Origin of the sequence: Zhongshania guokunii (assembly GCF_040892635.1) — a bacterium.
Lineage (GTDB): Bacteria > Pseudomonadota > Gammaproteobacteria > Pseudomonadales > Spongiibacteraceae > Spongiibacter > Spongiibacter guokunii.
Map to the genome: position 1 here is coordinate 1 of NZ_JBFRYA010000002.1, position 22,167 is coordinate 22,167.

The 22,167-nt window shown below is 53.2% G+C and carries 6 protein-coding genes; all 6 read right to left on the minus strand.

Annotated features, from left to right (window positions below; all coding sequences use genetic code 11):
- Nucleotides 1–15,252 (minus strand): Ig-like domain-containing protein (locus AB4876_RS02725; RefSeq protein WP_368380115.1); only part of this gene is annotated, 15,252 nt, incomplete at its 3' end.
- 149 nt (nucleotides 15,253–15,401) lie between these two features.
- Nucleotides 15,402–16,022 (minus strand): LuxR C-terminal-related transcriptional regulator, encoded by a 621-nt coding sequence (locus tag AB4876_RS02730; RefSeq protein WP_368380116.1) that lies wholly within the window; start codon nucleotides 16,020–16,022, stop codon nucleotides 15,402–15,404.
- Nucleotides 16,023–17,366, minus strand: coding sequence for an HlyD family type I secretion periplasmic adaptor subunit (locus tag AB4876_RS02735; protein WP_368380117.1), 1,344 nt, complete (start codon nucleotides 17,364–17,366; stop codon nucleotides 16,023–16,025).
- Nucleotides 17,367–17,375: 9 nt separating this feature from the next.
- Nucleotides 17,376–19,523: a type I secretion system permease/ATPase gene (locus tag AB4876_RS02740; protein WP_368380118.1), complete on the minus strand. Its 2,148-nt coding sequence runs from the start codon at nucleotides 19,521–19,523 to the stop codon at nucleotides 17,376–17,378.
- The gene (locus AB4876_RS02745) at nucleotides 19,520–21,445 is read right to left on the minus strand and encodes a bifunctional diguanylate cyclase/phosphodiesterase (RefSeq protein ID WP_368380119.1); all 1,926 of its coding nucleotides are present in this window, start codon (nucleotides 21,443–21,445) and stop codon (nucleotides 19,520–19,522) included. Before AB4876_RS02745 ends, AB4876_RS02740 begins: the two co-directional genes overlap by 4 nt.
- Entirely contained in the window at nucleotides 21,442–22,113 is a 672-nt protein-coding gene (locus AB4876_RS02750; RefSeq protein WP_368380120.1) for a transglutaminase-like cysteine peptidase, read from the minus strand. Before AB4876_RS02750 ends, AB4876_RS02745 begins: the two co-directional genes overlap by 4 nt.
- Between the last annotated feature and the right edge of the window lie 54 nt (nucleotides 22,114–22,167).

Here is a 22,167-nt window from a genome sequence, read left to right on the forward strand (position 1 = left end):
GTCGTTAACAGTGATCGTTGCGCTCGCCGTCGTATCAACTGTGTGGGTTGAAGTCGTGGTTGCGGTAAATGGATTACCTGTCGCGTCAGTGCCAGTCACAGTCGCATCGAAGCTGGTGTCGGCCGCCAAGTCTGCGCCATCAACTGCAATGCTGTAGGTGTTGCCCGCCAGCACGGTGCCGCTGTAAGGCGTGCCGTTGATGGTGAAGCTAACAGTGTCGCCAGGCGCGGCGTCGCCGCCGACCGAACCGGTGACATTGATGCTTGTTCCAGCTTCAGCAGCGTTAACAATGTCGTCAGGTGTGATGTCGTTGACCGTGATCGTTGCCGCAGCAGACGTATCAACGGTATGCGTTGAGGTCGTGGTTGCCGTGAACGGATTGCCCGCTGCATCGGTTCCCGTTACCGTGGCATCGAAACTGGTTTGTGCTGCTAGATCGCTGCCCGCAACCGCAATGCTGTAAGTGTTGCCCGCCAGCACAGTGCCGCTGTAAGGCGTTCCGTTAATCGTAAAGCTAACCGTGTCGCCAGGGGCGGCGTCGCCACCGACGGTACCTGTCACATCAATCGTGCCTCCTGCTTCGGCCGCGTTAACGATGTCATCAGGCGTAATGTCGTTGACCGTGATTGTTGCGCTCGCCATCGTATCAACGGTGTGCGTTGAAGTGGTGGTTGCCGTGAACGGATTGCCCGCTTCATCAGTGCCAGTCACTGTTGCATCGAAGCTGGTATTCGCCGCCAAGTCGGCGCCGTCAACCGCAATGCTATAGGTGTTACCTGCCAGCACAGTACCGCTGTAAGACGTACCGTTAATCGTAAAGCTAACGGTATCGCCAGGGGCGGCGTCACCGCCGACAGTACCTGTTACATCAATCGTGCTTCCAGCTTCGGCTGCGTTAACAATGTCATCAGGCGTGATGTCGTTAACGGTGATTGTTGCCGTAGCAGAGGTATCAACCGTGTGGGTTGAGGTGGTTGTCGCGGTAAACGGATTTCCCGCGGCATCGGTTCCCGCAACCGTCGCATCGAAGCTGGTGTCGGCGGCCAAGTCAGCGCCATCAACCGCAATGCTGTAAGTGTTGCCCGCCAAGACGGTGCCGCTGTAAGGCGTGCCGTTAATGGTGAAGCTAACAGTGTCGCCCACTGTTGCATCGCCACCCACTGTACCGGTGACGTTGATGCTTGTTCCGGCTTCGGCCGCGTTCACAATGTCGTCAGGCGTGATGTCGTTGACGGTGATTGTTGCACTCGCCGTCGTATCAACGGTATGCGTTGAAGTGGTGGTTGCCGTGAACGGATTACCCGCTGCGTCAGTGCCTGTCACTGTCGCAGCGAAGCTGGTATCGGCCGCCAAATCGGCGCCATCAACCGCAATGCTGTAGGTGTTGCCCGCCAGTACAGTACCGCTGTATGGCGTGCCGTTGATGGTGAAGCTCACGATATCGCCAGGGGCAGCGTCGCCACCCACAGTACCGGTGACGTTGATGCTTGTTCCGGCTTCAGCCGCGTTCACGATGTCGTCAGCAGTGATGTCGTTGACCGCGATTGTTGCACTCGCTGCCGTATCAACGGTGTGGGTTGAAGTGGTGATTGCGGTGAACGGATTACCTGCCGCGTCTGTACCCGTTACGGTGGCATCGAAGCTGGTGTCTGCCGCTAAGTCGGCGCCATCAACCGCAATGCTGTAGGTGTTGCCAGCCAGCACGGTGCCACTGTAAGGCGTGCCGTTAATGGTGAAGCTAACTGTGTCGCCAGGCGCGGCGTCGCCGCCAACTGAACCGGTGACGTTGATGGTTGTTCCCGCTTCCGCTGCGTTAACGATGTCATCTGGGGTGATCGCGTCTACGCTGATAGTTGCTGCTGCGCTCGTATCTACTGAATGCGTTGACGTTGTTGTAGCAATAAAGGAATTACCCGCGGCGTCGCTGCCCGCAACGGTGGCGTCGAAGCTAGTTTGCGCCGCAAGATCGCTACCCGCTACCGGAATGCTAAAGGTGTTGCCAGCCAACACTGTACCGCTGTACCGCGTGCCGTTGATGGTGAAGCTAACGGTGTCGCCTGGAGCCGCATCGCCGCCGACCGAACCAGTAATATTAATTGTGGTGCCCGCTTCCACCGCGTTAACCACGTCATCGGCCGTGATGCTGTCGACGGTGATCGTCGCTGCACTAGCGGTATCTACGGTGTGGGTTGATGTGGCCGTTGCAGTGAAAGGGTTGCCCGCACCGTCCGTGCCCGTAACAGTGACGTCGAAGGACGTATCAGCAGCAAGATCGGCGCCCGCGACCGCAATACTGTATGTGTTTCCAGCGAGCACGATGCCACTATAAGGTGTGCCATTAACCGTAAAGCTAACGGTGTCGCCCGCGCTAGCATCGCCGCCAACCGTACCTGTAACATTAATGTTCGCGCCGGCTTCAGCCGCGTTAACCACGTCATCAGAGGTGATGTTATCGACCGTGACGGTCGCCGCTGCAGAGGTATCAACCGTGTGGCTTGAGGAGGTCGTAGCCGTGAACGGATTACCCGCTGCGTCGGTGCCAGTAACGCTTACATCGAAACTGGTGTCGGCCGCTAAGTCTGAACCGGCGACTGCAATACTGTAGGTGTTGCCCGCCAGCACGGTGCCGCTGTAAGGCGTACCGTTGATGGTGAAGCTAACGGTATCACCCGGGGCTGCGTCGCCGCCAACGGTGCCCGTTACATCAATCGAAGTACCCGCTTCAGCGGCGTTCACTACATCGTCAGGCGTGATGTCGTTGACCGTGATCGTTGCGGTCGCTGCAGCATCAACCGTGTGGGTTGAAGTGGTGGTAGCAGTGAAGGCGTTACCCGCTGCGTCAGAGCCAGTCACAGTCGCAGCAAAGCTGGTGTCGGCCGCTAAGTCGGCGCCAGCAACTGCAATCGTAAAGGTATTGCCCGCCTGAACGGTGCCGCTGTATGGCGTGCCATTAATGGTAAAGCTAACCGTATCGCCGACCGCGGCATCACCACCAACAGTACCAGTGACATCAATGCTCCCACCGGCCTCTACTGCATTCACGACATCATCGGCAGTAATGTTATCGACGGTGATGGTCGCCGTCGCAATAGTATCAACAGTGAATGGACGGCTGTCGTTTGCAGTGAAGCTATTACCGGCGTCATCGCTACCGGTCACGACTGCAGTGGCACTACCAGCACTAAGGGCCGCCACATCTGCAGCGGGAACAGTAACGCTGAAACTGGTGTTGTCTGCATTGACGGTGGCCGCGTAATCCTTGCCACCAATACTAACAATAACACTGTCACCGCTAGCGGCATCGCCACCAACCGTGCCAGAAATAATAAGATCAGTGCCCGCTTCCGCGGCATTAATAATGTCGTCGGCCGCAATTGCTGCCAGCGCAATAGTTGCCGCCGCACTGGTATCAACGCTGTGCGTTGAGGTACTGCTTGCCGTAAACGGGTTGCCGGCATTATCGGCGCCTGTAACCGTGGCATCAAAACTGGTGTCAGCCGCTAAATCCGTGCCCGCTACCGCAATACTAAAGGTATTGCCGGCTTGGACCGTACCGCTGTAGTTAGTGCCATTGATGGTAAAACTTACCGCATCACCAGGCGCTGCATCGCCGCCCACTGAGCCAGTCACATTGATTGTGCTGCCAGCTTCCGCCGCGCTAACAACGTCGTCAGCGGTAATACTGTCGACGGCAATGGTCGCCGACGCAGTGACATCAGAAATATGCGTTGAGGTAGTCGTTGCAGTAAAAGGATTACCGGCATCATCGCTGCCAGTTACACTTGCATCAAAGCTGGTATCGGCTGCCAAATCTGCACCCGCGACGGCAATACTGTAGGTATTACCGCTTTGTACGATACCGCTGTAATCATTGCCGTTAACGGTAAAGCTAACCGTGTCACCCGGGGCCGCGTCACCGCCGACCGAACCCGTCACGTTAATTGTACCGCCCGCTTCCGCCGCGCTAACCACGTCATCGGCGGTGATACTATCGACGGTGATTGTCGCGGCCGCTGTCGCGTCAAAAATATGTGTGGAAGTGGTGCTTGCCGTAAACGGATTCCCGGCGTTATCTGTGCCCACTACCGTGGCATCGAAGCTGGTATCCGCTGCTAAATCGCTGCCAGCTACCGCAATACTGTAGGTGTTGCCGGGCTGAACGATGCCGCTGTAATCGCCGCCATTAATCGTGAAGCTAACCGTGTCGCCTGGGGCGGCGTCGCCACCGACCGAGCCTGTCACGTTGATCGTGCCACCGGCCTCTGCCGCATTAACCACGTCATCAGCAGTAATGCTATCCACGATAATGGTCGCCGCCGCAGTAGTGTCTACGGTGTAGTTTGAGGTGGTCGTTGCGGTGAAGCTATTACCCGCTGCATCAGTGCCCGTTACTGTGGCATCGAAGCTGGTATCGGCGGCCAAATCGGCGCCATTAACAGCAATGCTGTAGGTGTTGCCCGCCAAGACGATACCGCTGTATGGCGTGCCGTTAATGGTGAAGCTCACGGTATCGCCAGGCGCGGCATCGCCACCGACAGTACCGGTGACGTTGATGCTTGTTCCTGCTTCAGCAGCGTTCACTACATCGTCAGCGGTGATGTCATTAACGGTGATCGTTGCCGCAGCAGACGTATCGACGGTATGCGTTGAAGTCGTCGTTGCCGTAAACGGATTACCCGCGGCGTCAGTGCCCGTCACGGTCGCATCGAAGCTGGTATCGGCGGCCAAGTCGGCGCCATCAACGGCAATGCTGTAGGTGTTGCCCGCCAAGACAGTACCGCTGTATGGCGTGCCATTGATGGTAAAGCTTACTGTGTCGCCTGGCGCCGCGTCACCACCGACTGTACCCGTCACATTTATCGTTGCGCCGGCTTCAGCTGCATTTAAAACGTCGTCGGCAGTGATGTCATCAACAACAATTGTTGCACCGGCAACGTTATCCACCGTGTGAGTTGACGTTGTTGTCGCCGTAAACGGATTCCCGGCGTCATCGCTACCAGCAACACTTGCGTCGAACGAGGTATCGGCAGCAAGATCAGATCCAGCTACGGCAATACTAAAGGTATTACCCGCTTGCACGGCGCCACTGTAATCCGTGCCATTAATAGTAAAACTAACCGTGTCGCCAATGCCGGCGTCACCGCCAACCGAGCCCGTCACATTGATGGTGCCACCGGCTTCCGCCGCGCTAACCACGTCATCGGCAGTAATATTATCAACTGAAATCGTGGCCGTCGCAGCGGTATCAACCGTGAAGGGCCGACTGCTGGTTGCGGTAAATGGATTACCGGCATCATCGCTGCCGGTGAGGGTCGCAGTAACATTACCTGCCGTTAGCGCCGCCACATCCGTAGCAGGAACAGTAACGCTGAAAGTGATGTTGTCTGCATTGACGGTCGCCGCATAATCATTGCCACCAATGCTAACCACGACGCTGTCGCCGCTAACAGCGTCGCCGCCAACCGTACCGCTAATTGTAAGATCTGCGCCTGCCTCGACCGCGTTAATAATGTCGTCTGTGGCAATCGCATCCAGTGCAACACTTGCGGCAGAACTAATATCCACACTGTGCGTTGAGGTGGTGCTTGCGGTAAACGGATTCCCTGCATTATCGGTGCCGACAACAGTGGCATCAAAGCTGGTATCGGCCAGCAAATCACTACCTGCTACCGCGATACTATAGGTATTACCTGCTTGGACAGTGCCACTGTAATCCGTGCCATTAACAGTAAAACTAACGGTGTCGCCAACAGTGGCATCGCCACCGACCGAGCCAGTGACATGAATTGTGGCTCCGGCTTCCGCAGCGTTAACAACATCATCCGGCGTGATGCTATCGACAATAATCGTTGCGGTCGCGGTGGCATCAACCGTGTGTGTTGATGTGCTTGTGGCAGTGAAGGGATTACCCGATCCGTCGCTACCCGATACTGAGACATCGAAGCTGGTGTCGGCGGCCAGATCCGATCCCGCCACCGCGATGCTATAGGTATTGCCTGCTTGAACAATACCACTGTAGTCCGTGCCATTGACGGTGAAACTAACGCTATCACCAGGCGCCGCATCTCCACCAACGGAACCAGTGACATTGATTGTGCCGCCCGCTTCTGCCGCGCTAAGCACATCATCGGCGGTGATGCTGTCGACAGTGATTGTCGCTGCTGCCGACGCATCCGAAATATGCGTTGAGGTGGTCGTCGCCGTAAACGGATTACCCGCGTTATCTGTGCCGACAACCGTGGCATCGAAGCTAGTATCGGCCGCTAAATCTGTGCCCGCTACCGCAATGCTAAAGACACTGCCCGCTTGCACAGTTCCGCTGTAATCTGTGCCGTTAATGGAAAAGCTGACGGTATCACCAACGGTAGCATCGCCACTTACCGAGCCCGTGACATTAATTATGCCGCCTGCTTCCGCCGCATTGACTACGTCATCGGCGGTGATGCTATCGACGACAATGGCCGCCGAGCTTGTGATGTCGACGCTGTGTGTTGAGGTCGTGCTGGCAGTGAAGGGATTACCCGCGCCATCTGTGCCAGTAACAGTAGCATCGAAGCTGGTATCTGCCGCCAGATCAACACCTGACACCGCAATGCTAAAGCTATTATCCGCTAGTACCGTGCCACTGTAATCAGTGCCATTGACAGTGAAACTCACTGCGTCGCCTGGCGCGGCATCGCCGCTAACAGAACCGGTAATATTGATCGTTGCACCAGCTTCAGCAGCGTTAATGACATCATCGGCGGTGATGCTGTCCACGGATATTGTCGCCGCTGCCGTCGTGTCTACCGCGTGGCTAGAAGTAGTGATCGCAGTAAATGGATTGCCGGCGTTGTCGCTACCCGTCACGGTGACATCAAAGCTATTGTCAGCGGCTAAGTCGGCTCCCGACACCGCAATACTGTAGGTGTTCCCCGCCAGTACAGTCCCGCTGTAATTAGTGCCATTAACGGTAAAGCTAACGGTATCGCCAACAGTGGCGTCGCCGCCGACGCTACCCGTAACGTTAATTGTTGCGCCAGCTTCCGCGGCGTTAACTACATCATCGGCGGTAATGTCATCGACGCTGATACTCGCAGTACTGGCCGTATCTACTGTGTGAGTTGAAGTGGTCGTCGCAGTGAAGGAATTGCCCGCATCGTCGGTGCCAGTCACCGTAGCCTCGAGGCTCGTGTCGGCTGCTAAGTCTGCGCCGGCAACGGCAATCGTAAAGCTATTATCAGCCTGAACGGTGCCGCTGTAGGTGTTGCCATTAATCGTAACGCTAACGGTATCATCAGCTGCTGCGTCGCCAGTAACCACACCAGTAACGTCAATTGTTCCGCCAGCCTCAGCCGCATTCACTACGTCATCGGCGGTAATGCTATCGACGGCAATTGTTGCTGCCGCAGAGGTATCAACTGCGTGAGTCGATGTGGTGCTTGCGGTAAACGGATTGCCGGCGCTGTCGGTGCCCGTCACCGTCACGTCGAAAGACGTGTCGGCGGCCAAATCCGATCCTGCCACCGCAACGCTATAGGTATTACCTGCCTGAACAGTACCAGTGTAAACGGTGCCATTTACCGTAAAGCTAACTGTATCGCCAACCGCCGCATCGCCGCCGACGCTACCCGTAACGTTAATCGTTGCGCCAGATTCCGCGGCGTTAACCACGTCATCAGCAGTAATATCATCAACGGTGATGGTCGCCGCTGCAGTAGTATCAACAAGATAGGTAGAGGTTGTTGTTGCCGTAAACGGATTACCGGCATTATCCGCACCCACGACTGTGGCGTCGAAAGACGTACCTGCCGCTAAATCAGCGCCAGCAACCGCAACGCTAAAGGTATTGCCGGCTTGAACTGTACCGCTGTAGTTAGTGCCATTAATGGTAAAGCTGACCGTATCACCAACTGCTGCATCGCCACCCACCGAACCAGTAACGTTAACAGTACCGCCGGCTTCCGCCGCATTCAGTACGTCATCAGGCGTAATGCTATCGACATTAATCGTCGCTGCGGCACTAGTATCAACACTGTGAATTGAAGTCGTCGTCGCTGTAAATGGATTGCCTGCGCCGTCGGTGCCGGTCACCGTAGCATCGAAACTGGTATCCGCCGCTAAGTCTGCGCCGGCAACCGCGATGCTGAAGGTATTATCGGCTTGCACAATGCCGCTGTAGTCGTTGCCATTTATCGTCAAACTAACGGTGTCGCCAACGGCGGCGTCGCCAGCAACCGAGCCGGTCACATCGATTGTGCCGCCGGCCTCAGCAGCACTAACAACGTCATCAGCAGTGATACTATCGACCGCAATTGTCGCTGCCGCAGAGGTGTCAACTGCATGAGTCGATGTGGTACTTGCCGTAAACGGATTGCCGGCGCTGTCGGTCCCTGCCACCGTCACGTCGAAAGACGTGTCGGCGGCTAAATCCGACCCTGCCACAGCTATACTAAAGGTATTACCGGCCTGCACTGTGCCACTGTAATCAGTGCCATTGACTGTAAAATTAACGATGTCACCAATCGCCGCGTCACCACCAACCGAACCAGTCACATCGATTGCGCCACCCGCTTCAGCCGCGTTGACCACATCATCGGCGGTGATGTTATCAACGACGATGGTTGCTGAACTAGCCGTATCGATCCCGTGCGTTGAGGTCGTGCTGGCAGTGAAGGGATTACCTGCACTGTCGGTCCCCGTCACGATCGCATCGAAACTGTTGTCCGCAGCAAGATCCGCCCCGGCAACCGCAATGCTATAGGTGTTACCCGCTTGTACGGTGCCACTGTAATCAGTGCCGTTAACCGTAATGCTAACTGTGTCGCCTGCCGCAGCGTCGCCACCAACAGAACCAGTAACATTGATTGCGCCACCCGCCTCTACAGCGTTAACCACGTCATCAGCAGTAATGCTATCCACTGTAATTGTTGCTGCTGCGCTGGTATCAACGGTGTAGGTAGACGTCGTCGTTGCCGTAAACGGATTGCCGGCGTTATCCGTACCTGCAACCGTTGCGTCAAATGCCGTATCTGCTGCCAGATCCGACCCCGCTACAGCAATACTAAAGGTATTACCGGCTTGAACGGTGCCGCTGTAATTTGTGCCATTAATCGTAAAGCTAATGGTGTCGCCAACCGCCGCGTCACCGCCAACCGAACCGGTCACATCGATCGTGCCACCGGCCTCTACAGCGTTAACAACGTCATCAGCGGTAATACTGTCAACAGTAATTGTCGCTGCCGCAGCAGTATCAACGGTGTGGGTAGATGTCGTTGTTGCCGTAAACGGATTGCCCGCGTTATCCAAACCAACAACTGTTGCATCAAAAGAGGTGTCCGCAGCTAGATCAGACCCAGCCACCGTAATATTAAAGATATTGCCGGCTTGCACGGTGCCGCTGTAGGCAGTGCCATTAATAGTAAAGCTAACTGTGTCGCCAACAGCCGCGTCGCCACCAACTGATCCAGTCACACTGATGGCGCCGCCGGCTTCCGCCGCACTAATAATGTCATCAGCGGTAATGCTGTTAACAGTAATAGACGCTGCCGCAGCAGTATCAACCGTGTAGGTAGATGTCGTCGTTGCCGTAAACGGATTGCCGGCGTTATCTGTACCTACAACCGTCGCATCAAAGGCGGTTTGAGCGGCGAGATCAGACCCAGCCACCGCAATACTAAAGGTATTACCGGCTTGCACGGTGCCGCTATAATCCGTGCCATTAATGGTAAAACTAACTATGTCGCCAATGGCTGCATCGCCGCCAACCGAACCAGTTACGTTAATTGTGCCGCCAGCTTCCGCCGCGCTAACGATGTCATCGGCAGTGATGCTGTCGACAGTCACACTGACTGCCGCTGTTGTATCAACTGTATAGGTAGATATGGTCGTTGCCGTAAACGGATTGCCGGCGGTATCTGTACCGGCAACCGTCGCGTCGAACGAGGTAGCAGCTGCCAGATCAGCCCCAGCCACCGCTACGCTATAGGTATTGCCGGCTTGCACGGTGCCGCTGTAGGCAGTGCCATTAATCGTGAAACTAACCGTATCACCAACGGCGGCGTCACCGCCAACCGAACCGGTCACATTGATAGTGCCACCAGCTTCCGCCGCGCTAACAACGTCATCGGCGGTAATGCTGTCGACAGTGATAGTGCCCGCCGCAGCGGTATCAACGGTGAACGTAGATGTGGTACTGGCCGTGAAAGGGTTTCCGGCATTATCAGTGCCGATGACCGTCGCTTCAAACGAGGTGTCAGCAGCTAAATCAGATCCCGCTACCGCAACACCAAAGGTGTTGCCTGCTTGAACAATACCGCTGTAGTTAGTGCCATTGATCGTAAAGCTAACTGTGTCGCCAACAGTAGCATCGCCCCCAACAGAACCGGTTACATTAACCGTAGTGCCAGCTTCAGCTGCGTTCACAACATTGTCGGCGGTGATGCTGTCGACAATAATGTTCGCTGCCGCGGTGGTATCCACGATGTAGTTAGACGTGGTCGTTGCCGTAAACGGATTACCCGCGGCGTCGTTACCTACTACCGTGGCATCAAAGCTCGTATCCGCGGCCAAGTCTGCGCCAGCAACGACAATACCAAAAGAGTTATCTGCCTGAACAGTTGCGCTGTAGCTGTTGCCATTGATGGTGACAGTCACGGTATCGCCTTCTGCCGCATCACCACCCACGGAACCCGTAACATTGATATTCCCGCCAGCTTCCGCCGCATTCAGCACGTCATCAGAGGTAATATTATCGACGGCAATGGTAGCGGCTGCGGTGGTATCAACGGTATGCGTTGACGTGATGCTTGCCGTAAAGGGATTGCTCGCGTTATCAGAACCCGTCACCACGATATCGAAGGAAGTATCAGCAGCCAGATCAACCCCTGACACAGCAATACTGTAGGTGTTATCGGCCTGAACCGTTCCGCTGTAATCGTTGCCGTTAACGGTAAAGCTAACCGTGTCGCCGACAGCAGCATCACCACTGACTGCGCCTGTTACATTGATGCTTGCGCCAACTTCGGCGGCACTGACAATGTCATCAGCGGTAATGCTATTTACCGTAATCGTCGCTGCAGCAGAGCTATCTACGGTATGTGTGGATGCCGCGGTAGCGGTAAACGAATTACCAGCCGAATCACTGCCAGTAACGGTAAGCTCAAAACTAGTGTCTGCGGCGAGATCTGCGCCCGCAACCGGAATACTGAAGGTATTATCTGCTTGCACGACACCACTGTAATCAGTGCCATTAACAGTAAAACTGACCGTGTCGCCGACCGTTGCATCACCGCTAACAGAACCTGTTACATTTATATTTGTAGCCGCCTCGGCGGCGCTCACCACGTCATCGCTGGTAATATTGTCGACGCTAATAGACGCCGTCGTTGTGGTATCAACTGTAAATGGACGACTGCTGCTAGCAGTAAAACTATTACCTGCGTCATCTGTGCCAGACAGGGTCGCAGTCACATTGCCGCCCGTCAGTGCTGCAACATCCGCGGCAGGGATCGCAACTGCGAAGCTCGCGTTATCGGCATTAACCGTTGCGAGATAATCTTTGCCGCCGACACTTACCATAACAGTGTCACCGGCCGCCGCGTCACCACTTACCAAGCCTGTAATCACTAGATCACTTGCCGACTCCACTGCATTGACAATGTCGTCCGTCGCGATTGTATTCAGAGCAACACTTGCCGCGGCACTGGTATCAACGATATGCGTCGACGTGGTGCTAGCGGTAAAGGGATTACCCGCGCCATCACTGCCGGTAACACTGACAACAAAACTGGTATCGGCAACTAGATCCGATCCCGCTACGGCAACGCTAAAGGTATTACCCGGCTGCACGGTCGCACTGTAATCGCTACCGTTAATGGTGAAATTAACTGTGGCGCCAGCCGTGGCGTCACCGCCAACTGAGCCAGTAACAATGACATTACCACCAGCTTCTGCCGCACTCACCACATCGTCTGGCGTGATGCTGTCGACAATAATACTCGCCGCCGCGGTGGTATCCACGGTGTAGCTAGACGTGGTTGTTGCCGTAAACGGATTACCTGCGCCATCGCTGCCAGTGACCGTGACGTCGAAACTCGTATCAGCGGCCAGGTCAGAACCCGCCACAGCAACGCTAAAGACATTTCCGGCTTGAACAGTACCGCTATAAACCGTGCCATTGATGGTAAAACTCACTGTGGAGCCAACCGTGGCATCGCCACCAACCGAACCAGTCACATTAATTGTGCCGCCTGCTTCAGCCGCACTAATTACGTCATCGGCAGTGATGCTATCGACAATGACAGTGGCTGTTGCAGTGGTATCGACGGTATAGCTCGATGTTGTCGTCGCTGTAAAAAGATTGCCAGCGCTATCGCTGCCCGTCACCGTGGCATCAAAACTAGTGGCCGCCGCTAAATCTGAGCCCGCTACCGCAACACTAAAGGTGTTACCGGCTTGAACAGTTCCGGTGTAAACCGTGCCATTAATCGCGAAACTCACCGTGGCACCGACTGCCGCATCGCCGCCAACTGAACCAGTGACATTAATTGTGCCGCCAGCTTCAGCAGCGCTTAACACGTCATCAGGAGTGATGCTATCTACGGTAATACTCGCTGTTGCGGTGGTATCGACCGTGTAAGTAGATGTGGTCGTGGCCGTGAAGGGATTACCGGCGCTATCGCTGCCCGTTACCGTAGCATCAAAGCTGCTGCCCGCCGCTAAATCTGCGCCCGCCACCGCAACGCTAAAAGTATTTCCGGCTTGCACTGTGCCGGTATAAGCCCTGCCATTAATTGTAAAACTAACGGTCGCGCCTTCCGCCGCATCGCCACCCACGGAACCAGTAACGTTAATTGTGCTACCGGCTTCCGCCGCATTAATAACGTCATCGGCGGTAATGCTGTCAACAGTAATAGCGGCCGCAGCATCGGTATCAACCGTGTAAATAGACGTGCTTGTCGCCGTGTAGGGATTACCAGCACTATCGCTGCCGGCCACCGTGACATCAACGCTGGTGTCGGCCGCTAAATCAGACCCTGCCACTGCAATACTAAAGATATTGCCAGCTTGTACTGTGCCGCTATAAACCGTGCCATTGATAGTAACGCTAACCGCGGCGCCCACTGTAGCATCGCCGCCAACGGAGCCGGTGACATTAACAGTGCCGCCGGCTTCTACCGCATTGATAACGTCATCAGCAGTGATGCTATCGACCGTCACTGCGGCCGCCGCCTCAGTATCAACAGTGTAAGTAGACGTGGTCGTGGCGATGAAGGAATTGCCAATATCATCGGTGCCCACAACAGTGACATCGAAGCTCGTGTCCGCCGCCAAGTCAGACCCAGCCACTGCGACGCTAAAAACATTACCGGTTTGAACAGTGCCGGTGTAGGCGGTGCCATTAACAGTGAAACTAACCGTGTCGCCGACAGAGGCATCGCCGCCAACCGATCCCGTCACATTAACGATGCCACCGGCTTCCGCCGCACTTACAACGTCGTCGGCAGTAATGCTATCGACAGTCACTGTGGCTGTTGCGGTAGTATCAACGGTGTAGCTAGCGAGCGTTGTCGCCGTGAACGGATTACCCGCGCTATCGCTACCCGTAACCGTGGCGACGAAGTTAGTTTGGGCCGCTAGATCTGATCCAGCTACCGCAACACTGAAGGTATTATCTGTTTGAACAACGCCGGTGTAGGTGGTGCCATTAATAGTGAAACTAACGGTGTCGCCGACCTTGGCGTCACCGCCAACCAAACCAGTAACATTGATTGTGCCGCCGGCTTCCGCCGCATTAACAATGTCATCCGCGGTAACGCTATCAACAGCAATTGTCGCTGCGCTTTCTGTGTCCACGGTATGTGTTGATGTGGCGATAATCGTAAACGGGTTACCCGCTTCATCCGTACCTGTAACGGTCGTCTCAAAGCTGGCATCAGCCGCAAGATCAGAACCCGCCACCGGAATGCTGTAAGTATTATCAGCCTGAACAACACCGCTATATTCAGTGCCATTGACAGTCAAGCTTACCGTATCACCAGGGCCGGCATCTGGGCCAACGCTACCAGTGACATTAACATTCCCGCCGGCTTCAGCCGCATTAACAATGTCGTCTGCGGTGATATTATCAACTGTAATGGTGGCCGTACTAGAGGTGTCTACCGTGTGGGTAGAGATGGTGGTCGCAGTAAACGGATTGCCTGCGCTATCGGCACCTGTAACAGTCGCCTCAAAACGGGTATCAGCTACGAGGTCAGAGCCTGCCACCGGAATACTGTAGGTATTGCCAGCTTGCACAACACCACTATACGCTCGGCCATTAATGGTCATGCTAACAGTATCGCCAGGACCTGCATCAAGGCCAACACTGCCGCTCACATCTACATTGCCGCCTGCCTCAACGGCATTAACAATATCATCTGCCGTGATGTTATCGACAGAGATTGAAGCTGCGCTGCTCTTATCGACTGTAAATGGACGACTGGTATCGACCACAAGGCTATTACCAGCATCGTCAGTACTAATCAGCGTTGCAGTTACAGTACCGCCCGTGAGCTCACTTACATCCGCAGCAGGAACAGTGACGCTAAAGCTACTATCATCGGCATTAATGATAGCGTCGTAATCCTTGCCACCAATATTGATTGTGATGCTGCGGTCCTCAGCAAACTCACCAGATATAGCGCCACTAATAACAAGCGCACTGCCCAATTCGGCTGCATTAACAACGCCGTCCACAGCAACTTCGTTGAGGCTAATACTTGTTTTGGCCTGATCCGATTGCGAGCTATTACGCGAACTGCCACCCAGCCCTTGAAAATCGAGTTCGTCAGTATCGCTATCACCAGAAATAGGCGTCAATCTGGTGTCAACAATCCCCTCGCGCCCATCCCGCTGAAATTCCGAAGAGGCGCCAAGCCCGTCGCCAACACCAACATCCTGAACACCTGCTGCCGTGGGTTCTAACTCAGAGAGATCAAGCCCATCCAAAATAGCCTGTTGAAGGGCGGCAATTTGGTCCACATCCAAGTCGCCATAGCCTTCGCCATCATAGGCCAAGGTTTCATCCATCAGAATTCTGGCATCAGCTTCAACCTGTAGCTGATGCCCATCATAGAATGTCACCAATACCGTCGAATTAAGCCCCGTCATCAATAAATCGCCTTCGCGGAGACCATCTCCAACATTGACGACACGGACTATGCCTTCGGCGCTACGTACTGTTGCAGAACCGACGATCTCGGCGATAAAACCTATTTGCTTGGCAGCCATGATTAAACCTCTTTTTAGATTTACCAAGACTAGCAGCGCAAGCAACTGAACGCATTGTACCTAGGTACAATATAAGCAATCGGGCTGACCGCCCGACCATGAAGACGAAAGAGGAATAATAGGCGACCAGTCAAGTAAAACTGGGCTATTTAGTGAGGCGTAAGTGCTGGGCGATGGCTGAGCAGAATCATCAGGCCTTTGCGGTCGCTGATACCGAGCTTTTCATAAATACTCGTGAGATGCGCTTTCACAGTGCGCTCAGAGATATTGCACTCAAGTGCTATATCCTTGTTAGAGCGACCGTCGGCAACAAACTCTGCCAGCTCACGCTCACGCGGAGTCAGCTTTTCTAGCTCGGCCGCAGACTCTCGAGATTGAGTATCGCCCGCGCGAGCCAGTGCAAACACCTCGCCGAGCAAGGCGGGTGGAAACCAGCTACCACCCGCCTCCAACAAACGCAGCAACTGAGCGTAATGCTGGGGCGCCATATAGCTATTAAAATAGGCCTTAGCGCCGTTTTCACTGGCTGCCAACAAACCAGAAACCGCCGGCGCGTCATCCGCCACCGCCACTACCGCCAATTTAGCCGCGGTAAAAGCGCTCACCTCCTGCTCAGCTAATGAAGACAGGTGCAATATATACACATCGCCCAGCTCTGCGGGCGGCAGCAAATTCACCGATGAAAACTGGCGAATAGCGCCACTTTCGCCCAAAGCATTACTAATATGCCGGGCAAACGCAGAAGACCTAGAACACACATATATCGTCATTTAATTCTCTGTCATCGCTTTTTGCAGACCACGATTTATAGGTTTTAACAAATATTCAAGCACAGTTTTTTTTCCAGTGACAATATCTGCTTCGCTGGTCATACCAACCTTAATCGGCAGGCGCTCAACATCCTTACCCAAATAAGAGTGCTCTGGCTGCACCCGCACAATATAGAAGCTTTCGCCCTCGTCGGTCGTTGTCGTATCGGCGCTCACATAGATAACGCTACCACCCAAGCTGCCGCTTATCGCAAAGTCATAGGCCGAAAACTTTAAGCGCGCAGGCTGGCCGATCTGAATTAAAGCAATATCAGCGGGTTTTATGCGCATCTCAACCAGCGGCTCGTCTCCCAAGGGAACTATTTCTAACACATTATCACTAGCCTTAACCACTCCGCCAATAGAGTTGGCATATAAACGCTTAACCACTCCTCGCACCGGTGAGCGCAGCGTGGTGCGACTTACCCGATCCTCTAGCGCCGCTTGCGTTTGCTCAAAGCGCGACATCTCCGCCAATACTTCATTTAGCTCGCGCTTGGCTTCATTGCGAAAATCTAGCTCGATTTGACTCAGCTTGCGGCGAGCTTCCTCTATAGAGGACTCTAAACGCGGTATGGTGATCGTTACCGTTTCTAACTCACCCTCAATTTCCGCCTCACGCTGGCGCAGCTGAAGAAAATCAATCTCGCTGATAATGCGCTCTCTCACTAAGGGCCGCTTGATACTAATCTCTTCCCGAACCAACTTTAAGCTCTTACGCAACTGGCGCTGCTTCGCGTGCCCCTCTTCAAGTCCATTTTCTTGCTGCGCAAGCTGCTGACGATAAATGCTAAGCGTATCTTGCAGCTGCTGCTGATTACTGTCGTATAAGCTGCGCTCCGAGCGCACTAACTCCGGAATAGTTTGAGTGATTTCCGGAGCAACATCGAAATTTTCATTGTAGGCTTCGGCACGCAAACGAATACTTCGCGCTTGTAACTCGTAATATTTAAGCTGATTCTCTTCAAAAGAACTCGAAAACGCCACTTCGCTCAACTTTAACAGCGCCTGCTTCGGTTCGACTAAATCCCCTTCACGCACCAAAATTTCGGTAACAACACCGCCCTCAAGGCTCTGCACCTGCTGCACTTGACCCGCGGGTATAACCTTGCCCGCGCCGCGCACTACCACATCCACATGCGCCCACGCCATCCACAGCACTATCGCTAAGAATAGCGCCGCCAACACAAAAAGCACGGCCATAAGATAGCCGGGGGAGCGCTGTACAACAGCCGCCGACAAGCTGCGCATATACGCCAAGTCAGCTTCATCTATGTCCTTGTGAGTCTTTATCTCTGTCTTCATCAGCGCTATCTACTTCCCAAGTTGCTTCAGCTTTTCGACGACTTGCGCCTTGGGCCCGTCCATTAAAATACGGCCATTCTCAACTACAATAAGGCGCTCGACCAAATCGAGCATGGAGGTTTTGTGGGTAATCACAATCAAGGTTTTATCTCGCGTGTAATCAAACAAGCGGCGCTTAATTCTAAACTCGGTAGAATTATCCATATTGCTAGTGGGCTCATCTAAAATCACAATAGATTCATTGCGCAGCAAAGCCCGCCCCAAAGCAATAGATTGGCGCTGACCACCAGACAAGCACGCACCCTGCTCACCCACCTGAGTATCAAACCCAGAAGGCAGCTGATTAACAAATTGATCGACGCCACACAAGGCCGCCACGTCTAACAATCGCTCGTCGTGAACCTGGGGATCGCGATAAATCATATTGTCGCGAATAGTCCCTCGCATCAGGCCAACTTCCTGCGAGAGGTAGCTAATATGCTGACGAAGATCGGCGGGATCAATTTGCTTACTATTAATATCATCCACCGAAATTGAGCCCGAGCTCGGCTCGTAAAGACCAAGTATCAGCTTAGCCAGACTGCTTTTTCCCGAACCAACCTTGCCGATAATGCCCACATGCTCGCCGGGAGTAATATTAAAAGAAATATCCGTAAGCGAAGCCTGCTGCGCTTCGGGGTAGCTAAACGCGACTTTTTTAAATTCAATATGACCGTCAAAACTCGGGCGGCGAACATATTGCTTATTTTCTGGACGCTCAACCGGCAAGTTCATAATATTGTCTAAAGAGTCAAACGCCGTCTTGGTCTGTTGGTACTGGGATATCAAGGTAGCCACCTGACCCACTGGGGCAACAGCGCGAGAAGACAGCATCACCACCGCGATCAAACCGCCCAAAGAGAGCAACTGATCACTAATCTGATAAACACCAAAAATGATGAGACATACCGTATTCAACTGCATTAAAAACTGAGAAATCACCGCGATGGAGTTTGACAGCAAGCGGCTGCGCATCGACTTGTGAGCAATCGCCCCTGAGGACTCCTCCCAAACCCACTGCGAGTGACTAGAAGCACCCAGTGCTTTAATCGTTTGAATCGAATGCAAGCTTTCGATCAAATGCGCATTTTTGTTCGCCGAGGCTTCAAAGGTTGCCTCAATACTCTCACGTAGAGGCTTAGTAATCAGATAACTATAGAGCAGCAGTAAAATTGTTATCACCACCGGCACGACAACCAATGGCCCACCGATATACGCAACCAAAATAAGTAACAGTATCGAAAAGGGCAAATCAACCAAGGTACTGAGGGTCGAGGCGGTAAAAAAGCTACGAATACTTTCAAATTCACGTAAATTATTAGCGAAGGCGCCCACGCTGCGCGGCCATTCCGACATCTTTAAATTCATCACCTGCTCAAAGATGATGGACGACATAATAACGTCGCTTTTCTTACCCGACACTTCAAGAAAATAGGTACGCAGGAAGCGCAACGCCATGTCAAAGCCATAAACCAACAAGACCCCAATCGCCAACACCCAGAGGGTTTCTATGGCGGCATTGGGCACTACCCTGTCGTAGACATTCATGGTGAATAGTGGTGTGGCGATCACAAAGAAATTAATTAAAATCGACGCCACAATCACACTAACAAAAGCTTCTTTCGATAGTTTAAGAGTGTCCCAAAACCAGTGGCCCTTACGAAGATTTAGGGTTTTCCGGCCAGCCGACTCTTGTTTAAACTCGACTTTAAGAAGGAAAGCAAAACCAGTATAGGACTCATTAAGCTTGGCAAAATCTATCCACTCAGCGCCATCGGCAACATCGGGAAAAATCACCTGCGCCCTGCCATTCTGGCGATCAACCTTCTCCAAGATTACCGCATCGCGATTTTTCAACACCAGAATACACGGTAGCAACAGCCCTGAAATTTCTTCCAAGTCGCGCTTAATCAACCTAGAGGCAAAGCCCGCGCGCGCCGCTACTCGCTGAAACATCCCCTTAGATCGCTCGAGCGAAAACATCTCTGGTCCCCGCGCACCAGGCGCAACGGGCAAACCAGAAATCAGCGCATCGACCGTTACCGGCCGATTATAAAGCTTGGAAAAAACCACAAGACAACCCAGCAGTGGATCGTAAACGTGCTCTACTTCTGTCATATGATTCTCTCTGGCCTACCCAGATAATTGCCCTGCATACCATCAACGCCCATCGCCAGCAAACGATCGCGAAGTGGCTGCTGATCTACGCCAACCGCTATCAATTGAATATCTAAGGTTCTCACCACATTACGCAGCGCCTGATAACCGCTGGCATTATTCTCTGCGCCGAGGTCATCAAGCACCTGCGCGGAAATTTTCACATACTCGGGATTAATCGTCTGCAAGCTGTGCATCGGAATATTTAGATCCAAATGATCAACGCCAAAGGCGTGACCATAGCGCTTTACCGCATCGGCAAGTTGCTGACAGCGCTGCGGGTGACTTCTAACGGCCTCGTGACTCACTTCAACGCACAATGTGCCCGGCGATTTTTGAAACAGCGCCAGCATCTGATTTAGCTCCTCAAAGGCATGCGCGCCACTAATAAACAAATCAGAAAAATTCACTGCAAAGGGCACAATATATTTACTGTCATTTACCACCGGCAGCAACTCATTGACCTTGCGATAAATGGCCATACCAAAGCCCAGCGACAAGGCCATCGGCATAAAAATACCGGCGGGAACTTCCCGTCCATCTTCGTCGTCTACACGCACAAAAATCTCGCGGTGAATAACCGCACCGTATTTATCATAAACCAACTGCGACACAAGATAGAATTTATTGTCGTCCAACGCCCGCTGAAACCAACTGCGCCACTGAAGCTTACCCTGGGGCAGCGATAAGCTCTGCTCGCCTGGAAAACACAACTGATAAGCACCAATAGACTGCGCCTGACTCAAGGACAAATCTAATTCCGACAGCAGTTCCGTTGCAGCATCTGCGCTACTCAACTCAGCAACACCAGCATTCAATGAAACGAGCCCCTGCTCAATGCTGCATTGCGATTGAAAACGCGAAAACAAGCGTTCAATCACCGCCGTGGCGAGCTCGCGATCAGCCTGAATAATTAGGGCAAACTCATCCTCACTAATTCGCGCATAGTTATAATGGGAGTTTTGTGCCAAAGCATCTTTTAAGCAGCTGGCAAATTGCTGCACAAGTTCATCGGCATGCTGATACCCCGACTGCTCGCGCAAGGTCTCTAGGCCATTAATTTTAATCATGGCCATCACGCCATGAAAGTTGGCACTGCCCGAGAAAATCGCATTGAGCTCGGTCATCAAAAAGCGACGATTGCGCAGTCCTGTTAGCTCGTCCTGATAGAGCAGACTCTGATAGCGCGCCACCGCATGCTCCTGCTCCTCAAATATCTCTTTAACATTGCGCGATAGTCGATTCATCGTTTGCACAACTCTGCGCAGCTCGAGCGTTCTCGGCAAGCTCTCCTGCTCGGTGTAGCGGTTTTCCTGAATATCAATCGCCTGGCGATACACTGCCTTTAATGGCTTAAGCAAAAAATCCAGAACTAGCCATAACAATATCAATACGGCAACGAAAATTAGAACAAACCATTGTGTGGTTGACACTAGCCGCTTATACAAACCGGCGTAGGCAAAGCCCGGATGCAGACTTATTTCTAACTGTGCAATGGGAACCCAGCCTTTCATTACATCTGCACGACCGGTCTCAGGTTCAAGATGTACCGCATCAACAAACCAACCGGGGACACCGCTCGCCGCTAGTGGCCGGCGCTTTTCAAAAATCACGCGACCGTCGTCAGACGAAACCAACTTAATATCGCTGTAATAACCGCTGTCAAATACCGCATTAAACAAGGTCTCAATTGCCGCCACGTCTTCGCCACTGCCCGTGGTCGACATTGAAATCGCCAACACCGTAGCAGTGTCTTGAACTGTTGACTGCAGCTGCCCGCGCAGTAAATTAGTAGACTGCCGCAAGCTATCAACACTGATAAGCCCAAGCAACAAGGCAAAACCAATGGCCACCAATATGGCGATTTGCCTAAACAAGGTCATTTTTCACCTTCCCGAAGAGTGTTCAACAGCGCCTTCCATTTACTATTTTTTATTTTATCGGTCGGCACGCGAGTACCGACACCGGCTGTGGTATCGGTCAAAAAAAAGGTGCGCGCATTAAAGCTGTATACCGGCAACAGGTCTTTGCGCTCGGAAGCGGGCAGCACACGTAAATCGTAATTATCTAAGACGAGGGGAATACTCTGTGGCTTTTCAAAATAGGTAAGTACCATATGGGCAACATTTAGCTCAGTGGCTTTAACATAGGTTAAAAACAATTTACTTTCTGGCACTCCCACTTCGCGTAAGGCGAAATATTTGGCAATAACGTAATCTTCACAGTCGCCCCGCATGCGACCTATAAACTCTTCTGGCGTTGCCCAGTAGTCACGTTCTTGCCAATTCTCTAGATCATCTACATAAGTAAACTGATTAAAGAAGTCATTCACTCTAACCAGCTTTTCATGCTCGCTTAAACTGGCAATTTCAACCAAGATTAATTGTAACTGCCGGCCGCGCTGATAGGCCGCCTCGCCGTAGCGGCGTTGCAATTCATCGAGATGTCCCTGACTAACAATTGAATCGGCAAGTAGCGGCATGCACACAGCAAACAGAATGAGCAGTCGACTAAAGCAGTAGCGGGCGCCCATTTGTTTTTTTGCAATCACCACCAACTTAGGCCTCAACAAACGTCAACGGGACAAAACCCTCCGCTTAATCGC